This is a genomic window from Actinomycetota bacterium (assembly GCA_035540895.1).
Taxonomy (GTDB): domain Bacteria; phylum Actinomycetota; class JAICYB01; order JAICYB01; family JAICYB01; genus DATLFR01.
In genome coordinates this window covers 1-5,925 of record DATLFR010000174.1, presented here as the reverse complement: position 1 = coordinate 5,925, position 5,925 = coordinate 1, and the positions used below count along the sequence as shown (strand labels likewise).

General features: G+C 71.6%; 8 protein-coding genes. 5 read left to right on the top strand and 3 right to left on the bottom strand.

Features of this window, described 5'->3' with window-relative positions; translation table 11 throughout:
• Nucleotides 1–305 precede the first annotated feature (305 nt).
• The 3 genes from VM840_10090 to VM840_10080 all read left to right on the top strand — a co-directional run bounded on the left by VM840_10090 (nt 306) and on the right by VM840_10080 (nt 2,377).
• Nucleotides 306–845: a heme NO-binding domain-containing protein gene (locus VM840_10090; GenBank protein ID HVL81928.1), complete on the top strand. Its 540-nt coding sequence runs from the start codon at nt 306–308 to the stop codon at nt 843–845.
• The gene (locus VM840_10085; GenBank protein ID HVL81927.1) at nt 845–1,681 is read left to right on the top strand and encodes a HAMP domain-containing sensor histidine kinase; all 837 of its coding nucleotides are present in this window, start codon (nt 845–847) and stop codon (nt 1,679–1,681) included. Before VM840_10090 ends, VM840_10085 begins: the two co-directional genes overlap by 1 nt.
• Nucleotides 1,682–1,903: 222 nt before the next feature.
• Nucleotides 1,904–2,377 (top strand): protein tyrosine phosphatase family protein, encoded by a 474-nt coding sequence (locus VM840_10080; GenBank protein HVL81926.1) that lies wholly within the window; start codon nt 1,904–1,906, stop codon nt 2,375–2,377.
• Here VM840_10080 and VM840_10075 read toward each other — a convergent pair.
• Nucleotides 2,354–3,406, bottom strand: a complete 1,053-nt coding sequence (locus VM840_10075; GenBank protein HVL81925.1) for a phosphotransferase family protein — start codon at nt 3,404–3,406, stop codon at nt 2,354–2,356. The genes VM840_10080 and VM840_10075 overlap by 24 nt on opposite strands.
• Complete coding sequence (locus tag VM840_10070) at nt 3,403–4,221, bottom strand: oxygenase MpaB family protein (GenBank protein ID HVL81924.1); 819 nt, start codon at nt 4,219–4,221, stop codon at nt 3,403–3,405. The genes VM840_10075 and VM840_10070 overlap by 4 nt, the downstream gene beginning before the upstream one ends.
• A 166-nt stretch (nt 4,222–4,387) precedes the next feature.
• Here VM840_10070 and VM840_10065 point away from each other — a divergent pair, with 166 nt between their 5' ends.
• On the top strand, nt 4,388–4,978 hold the full coding sequence (locus tag VM840_10065) for a C40 family peptidase (GenBank protein ID HVL81923.1): 591 nt from the start codon (nt 4,388–4,390) through the stop codon (nt 4,976–4,978).
• 4 nt (nt 4,979–4,982) lie between these two features.
• Here VM840_10065 and VM840_10060 read toward each other — a convergent pair whose 3' ends face one another.
• Nucleotides 4,983–5,294, bottom strand: a complete 312-nt coding sequence (locus tag VM840_10060) for a hypothetical protein (protein ID HVL81922.1) — start codon at nt 5,292–5,294, stop codon at nt 4,983–4,985.
• A 163-nt stretch (nt 5,295–5,457) separates the two neighbouring features.
• On the opposite strand from VM840_10060, the gene VM840_10055 reads away from it, so the two are divergent.
• A partial coding sequence (locus VM840_10055; protein ID HVL81921.1) for a hypothetical protein occupies nt 5,458–5,925 on the top strand: 468 nt, incomplete at its 3' end.

The window sequence follows — 5,925 nt, the reverse complement described above, 5'->3', positions numbered from 1 at the left end:
GAGTACGGGAGCCCGACGAGGGCGACGTCCTTCATCGCTCGCGGGTCCGGATCGGGGCGGGGTCTCGTCTCACGTCGGCAAGCAGCCTACCCGCCGACCGGTTCGGGACGCGGCGGACGGACCCCGTCCCCGACCGCCCGTGCCTCGCCCTCACCCGGGGCGACGGGTTCGCCCCCCACGCGCGTTTCACTGGTCGAGCGCACCCCCTCAGCAGCGTAGGAACCGGGTCTCCCCAGGACCCGGTTCCTCCCTTTTGCGGCATCCTGCTTACACTGGTCGAGGGCGCCGTCCATCGAGGGAGACCATTGAAGGGGATCATCTTCAACCTCCTCGAGCATGTGGTGGTCCGCGACCACGGTGAACAGATGTGGGACGCCATCCTCGACGACGCCGGCGTGGACGGCGTCTACACGGCGGTCGGGACCTATCCGGACGAGGAGCTCGGCTCCCTCGTGCAGGCGTCCGCGGAGCGCCTCGGTAGCACGAGGCAGGACATCCAACGCTGGCTGGGCCGGGAGGCGTTCCCGGAGCTCGTCGACCGCTATCCGGTCTTCTTCGACGGGCACAGCAGCGCACGATCGTTCATCCTCACGCTCAACGACGTCATCCACCCCGAGGTGCGGAAGCTCTTCCCAGGCGCGTACGCACCCACGTTCAGGTTCGACGACTCCCGCCCCGACGAGCTCCGCCTGACCTACGACTCGTACCGCCGGATGTGCTTCTTCGCCGAAGGCCTGGTCGAGGGCACCGCGAACCACTTCAAGGAAGACCTGGGGGTCGAACAGCTCGAGTGCATCGAGCGGGGCGACCCGCACTGCACGCTGCGGATCACCTTCGAGGGCTGATGCCGGGGCCCGACCCGCAGACGGACGCGCTGAGACGCAGGCTCGAGCGCGAGCGGGCCGCCCGGCGGGAGGCCGAGCGGATCGCCGAGCGGGTCACCTCCGACCTCTACAGCTCCACGCAGGAGGTCGAGCGCGTGAACGAGGAGCTGCGGGAGCGCAACGAGGAGCTCGCCGGCCTGAACCGGTCTCTCCGCGACTTCGTGGCCGTCACCTCGCACGACCTTCGCACCCCGATCACCACGATCCTCGGACTCGCCTCCTTGCTCCGGACACGCGACGACCGCTCCGAACTCGAGCGGATGCTCGAGATGATCGAGAAGCACGCCCATAACGCGGCGGCCATGCTCGACGGACTGCTCACGCTGTCCCGCATCGAAGCCGGAGCGCTGGACACGAGACCCGAGGCGGTGGATGTCCGGGAGGCCCTGGAAGAGGTCGCAGACGCGCTCGGACACGGCGACCCCATCGCGATCCGGGTCGAGCCGGAGGATATCTCCGTCCTCGTCGACCGCATGCACCTGCGCCGGATCCTCGAGAACTTCGTCGTGAACGCCCTGAAGCACGGGGCGCCCCCGGTGGTCGTCGAGGCGCGCGGCCGGGGAGACCGGGTGGATATCGCCGTGTCCGACTCGGGGTCGGGTGTCCCGGAGGTCTTCGTGCCCCGCATGTTCGAGCGGTTCTCACGCGCGGAGAGCGCGCGCGGCACCCCGGGGTCGGGCCTGGGGCTCTCGATCGTCCGGGGGCTCGCCGCCGCGAACGGGGGCGAGATCCGATACGAGCCGAACGCGCCGACCGGCTCCCGGTTCGTGGTGAGCCTGCCCCGCGCCGGCACGTAGCCCGCGCGGGGTCGGGCTGTCCGAGACCAGGGGTGTCTGGCTAGCTGCGCTTGCGGCTGAGCGAGCCCGGCTTGCCCGTGTCGGTCATGAAGTACTCCACGACCCGCACGGCAAGCATCGTGACGGCGCCGAGCATGAGCTTGCGTACGATCCTCCTCATGCGCCCCTCATCCCCGCCCCGCCGGAGCGCGAAACGGCGCCCCGGTCGGCCACACTGGGGGCGTGGGGATCGAGAGCAGCTACAACTTCCGCCGGGTGAGCGACCGGCTGACCACGTCCGGGGTGATCCCCCGTGACGCCCTCGAGGGCCTGGCCGACGAGGGGTACGGGCTCGTCATCGACCTGCTCCCCGCCGACAGCGAGTACGCGACGCCCGACGAGCGGGAGGTCGTCGAGGGTCAGGGGCTCGAGTACGTGCACATCCCGGTCGACTTCGACCGGCCCACCCCCGCCGACCTCCACCGGTTCACCGAGGCGATGGACGCCGCCGGCGACCGCCGCACGCACGTCCACTGCGCGGCGAACTTCAGGGTGAGCGCCTTCTACTCGGTGTACGCGCTCCAGCGCGGGAGATGGACGCCCGAGGAGGCTCGCGCTCACCTGGCCGGGATCTGGGACCCGCGCGAGCACCCGGCCTGGACCGAGCTCATACGGGGAGCCGGCGGCGACGCGCTACTCGACGCCGACGGACCCTGAGATCACGTCCAGAGAGCGCCGCGCGAGGGCCGGGACGACAGGCCCGAGATGCTCGAACATCGGGTCGTCCGCCATCCCCTCGAGCCAGCGGCGGTACGAGCCCTCCATGATGATCGCGATCTTCCAGCCGGCGAACGCGACGTAGAACCTGAGATCGGCCAGGTCGCGGCCGGTCCGCTCCGCGTAGCGCGCCGCGAGCTGGCCGCGGGTGGGGTACCCCGGCTGCTCGGTCACGGCGGTGCCCAGCCCTGAATCGGGGTCCCCCGCCTCCCGGGAGAAGTACAGCATCCATCCGAGGTCGACCATCGGGTCGCCGATCGCGGAGATCTCCCAGTCGACCACCGCCGCGATGCGGGGCGGGAGGTCGGGGGCCAGGATGACGTTGTCGAGCTTGTAGTCGCCGTGGGTCAGGGTCGACTCGCGCTGGACCGGCATGTTCTCGCGCAGCCAGGCCCCCGCCTCGTCGATCTCGGGCACCTCGCGATGACGGACGAGGTCGTACAGCTGCTGCATCCGCCCGTGGTTGCGGACGAGGAACTCGTCGGGCTTGCGGCTGAACGTCTCCAGACCTACCTCGCGCCACGGGACGGCATGGACCGCGGCCAGCATGTCCGCCAACGCGAACCCCACGGCACGCCGGTGCTCGGGGGTGTCGAAGCGGTCCGGCATCCGCTCCCGGACCACCACCCCGTCGACCGGCTCCATCAGGTAGAAGGGCGCCCCGATGTGGTCGGAGGTGTCGCACAGCTCGAGCGGACGGGGGACGGGGACGTCGCAGCCGTGGGAGACGAGCGCGGACATCACCCGGAACTCCCTGCTCATCTCGTGGGTGCCCGGGAGGATCTCCCCGCGGGGCGGCCGGCGCAGCACCCACTCCTCGTCGCCCCGGCGCACGAGGAAGGTCAGGTTGGAGTGCCCCTCGCCGAGGCGGGAGACCTCCACGGGGGCCTCGCTCGGGCCGATCCGCTCGTCGAGGAACCGGCGCACGCCCTCGGACGGCACCAGCACCTCGATCGGCTCCCCGCTCACGCCCCCTCCACCCGGCGGTAAGCCCGCCTCGCCTGCGGCATGTGGCGGGCGGCCCGCGGGAGCGCGGGGAGGACGCGTCGGACGAGCCGGGGCGACCAGTCGTACAGCCGCCGCCGTCCGCCCGAGAGCTCCAGGCCGTACAGGGCGCGCAGCCTGTCCGGCAGCAGCCCCATCGTCACCGCGGTCCCGAGCTCGAAGAAGCGCTTCGGGACCCACGGCACCGGCGGGTACAGGACCGCCCGGGCGAGCTCCGCCTGGAACGGCGCCACCCCTATGGAGTCGGAGGCGATCGTGGAGGACATGTACTCACGGAACGCGGCCAGGTCGGGCGGGATGATCTCCTCGGGCACCCGCAGCGCCCGCGCCGCCACCTTCGACTCCTCGTAGGCGAGGGCGAGCTCGTCTTCGGACAGCGGCTCCACGTACCGCGGGTAGACGGTGAGGGTGGTGTCGACCAGCGTGGCGTGCACCCAGAGCAACAGCTCCGGGTCCCGCGCGTCGTAGGGGGTCCCGGCGGGGAAGCGTCCGGAGGCCTCGGGGAGCGTCCCGCGCACGAACGAGTGCACCCGGTTGATCTGGTCGGCGGCCTCCTCCGCCTCCCGCCCGCCCCCGAACACGAGGGCGAGCGTCATGTCCAGCGTGCGCCTCAGGCGCGCCAGCGGGTCGCGCTGGAAGTCGGAGTGCTGGGCAACGCCGGCCGCCACGAGCGGGTGCGCGAGCTGCATGAGGAGGGCCCGGGGGCCGCCGAGGAGCATCACCGACTCGCGCGTGAGGCGCCAGGTGATCGAGTCGGGGCCGTAAAGTCCTGCGTCCACGGTCCGATTATGTCGGGTCGCACCGCGACGAGGCGCTCCCGGGGTTTGACACGGAAGATCACGCTCGTGTAAGAACACCGGGTTCCCAGATCACGACGCGAGCGCCTGCACGCCGCGTCCCGGGCCCCGGAGAGCGCCCGGCCCAGCCAACGACAGGAGATCGATGATGCGCGCACGTATCCTCGCGCTCACCGCGGTGGCGCTGTTCGCAGCGACCACCGGGGCCGGCGCGCAGACGACCCCGCCGCCGACGTCGCAACGGGGTTCGGCCACCGCCCGGCTGGCGCTCACGGCCCTGGCCGGGGTCGAGGACGCCCCCTCCTCGCAGCCGGTCCGGACGGCGGCGATCGGGTTCGAGCTGGCCGGGAGCCCCGCTCCCGAGCCGATCGTCCAGGCGGCTCCGCCGCCTCCCCCCGCACCCACACCCGCCGAGATCGCCATCGCCACCGCCCACCACCAGCTCGGGAAGCCCTACCGCTACGGGAGCACGGGTCCGAACTCGTTCGACTGCTCCGGGTTCACCTCGTACGTCTGGCGGGCGGCCGGGGTGGAGCTGCCGCGGACCTCACGGGCCCAGTTCTCGGGCCTCCCGCGCGTCCCGCTCGACCAGATGCAGCCGGGAGACCTCGTCTACTCGCCCGGACACATCGGGATGTACCTGGGAGACGGGATGATGATCCACTCGCCCCGGACGGGCAGGCACGTGGAGATCTCGCCGCTGCACAAGAACATCATCGGGGCCGTCCGGCCCGGGTGACGCCTCAGGCGTCCTCGTCGGTCCCGTCCGCCTCGTCGACCTCGCCTACCGGAGGGTAGACCTGGCGGAGGATGGGCTCCGCGTCCTCTCCGTCCGAGAGCAGGTCGAGGGGCAGGTCGTCGTCGTCGGGCCCGAACAGCTCATCCGGGTCGACGCCCGAGACCTTCAAGGCCTCGATCGCGGTGTACAGGGCCGCGGCGAGCTCGAGGAAGGCCTCGTAGCTCATGAAGACGGCCTTCGGCACACCCTCCTCGCTCGAGACGAGGACGGGGATGGTCTCGTCTCCCACCGGCAGCTGGTGCCTGCGGAAGCGCATTCCACCCAAGGGAACCACCCTTCCGGCTACATCGGGCGACGCCGCCCGTGGGGGCCTCCTGCGGCCCTCGCTTGCAACAACGTCTCCCCTCTTCATCCCCGTCGCAGCGGTGTGTCGAACCCCTCTCCGCACGAGATGCCCTCCCCTCGGTAGGCTCGGACGCATGCGCCGAGCCGTTCCCAGCCTCCTGCTGCTCTCGCTCCTGTGGGGAGCCACAGCCACCGGGTACGCCGACCCCACCTCCCCCACTCCGGCCGGGCCTACACCTCCGGATGGCGGAACGCACGTTCTGGTGGAGGGCCGGGGCACGGCCCACGGGATGGGGATGGCGATGGACGGGGTGCTCGGTCAGGCCCGGGCAGGCTGGACCCACAAGCGGATCATGGACCTCTTCTACACGGGCACCACGCCGGGGAAGGCGTCGGGGACGGTCCGGGTGGGGCTGTCCGGGCAGGCCCAGCACTCGGTCCTGCTGCCGGAGGGCGGCACGGTCAGCGACGCCCCGTCCGGGGGTTCGGGGCCGTTCCCGGTCCGGGTGCCCCCGGGAGCCCGCGTCTCGGTGCACCACGCGCCCGGCGGTGGGTACACGGTGCGACTCGAGAACGCGGTCCGGGCCGCGCAGGTCCTGCCC

Coding starts and splice junctions, on each gene's coding strand:
- VM840_10065 (HVL81923.1), top strand. CDS start 4,388: ATGCGCGCACGTATCCTCGCGCTCACCGCGGTGGCGCTGTTCGCAGCG.
- VM840_10085 (HVL81927.1), top strand. CDS start 845: ATGCCGGGGCCCGACCCGCAGACGGACGCGCTGAGACGCAGGCTCGAG.
- VM840_10060 (HVL81922.1), bottom strand. CDS start 5,294: ATGCGCTTCCGCAGGCACCAGCTGCCGGTGGGAGACGAGACCATCCCC.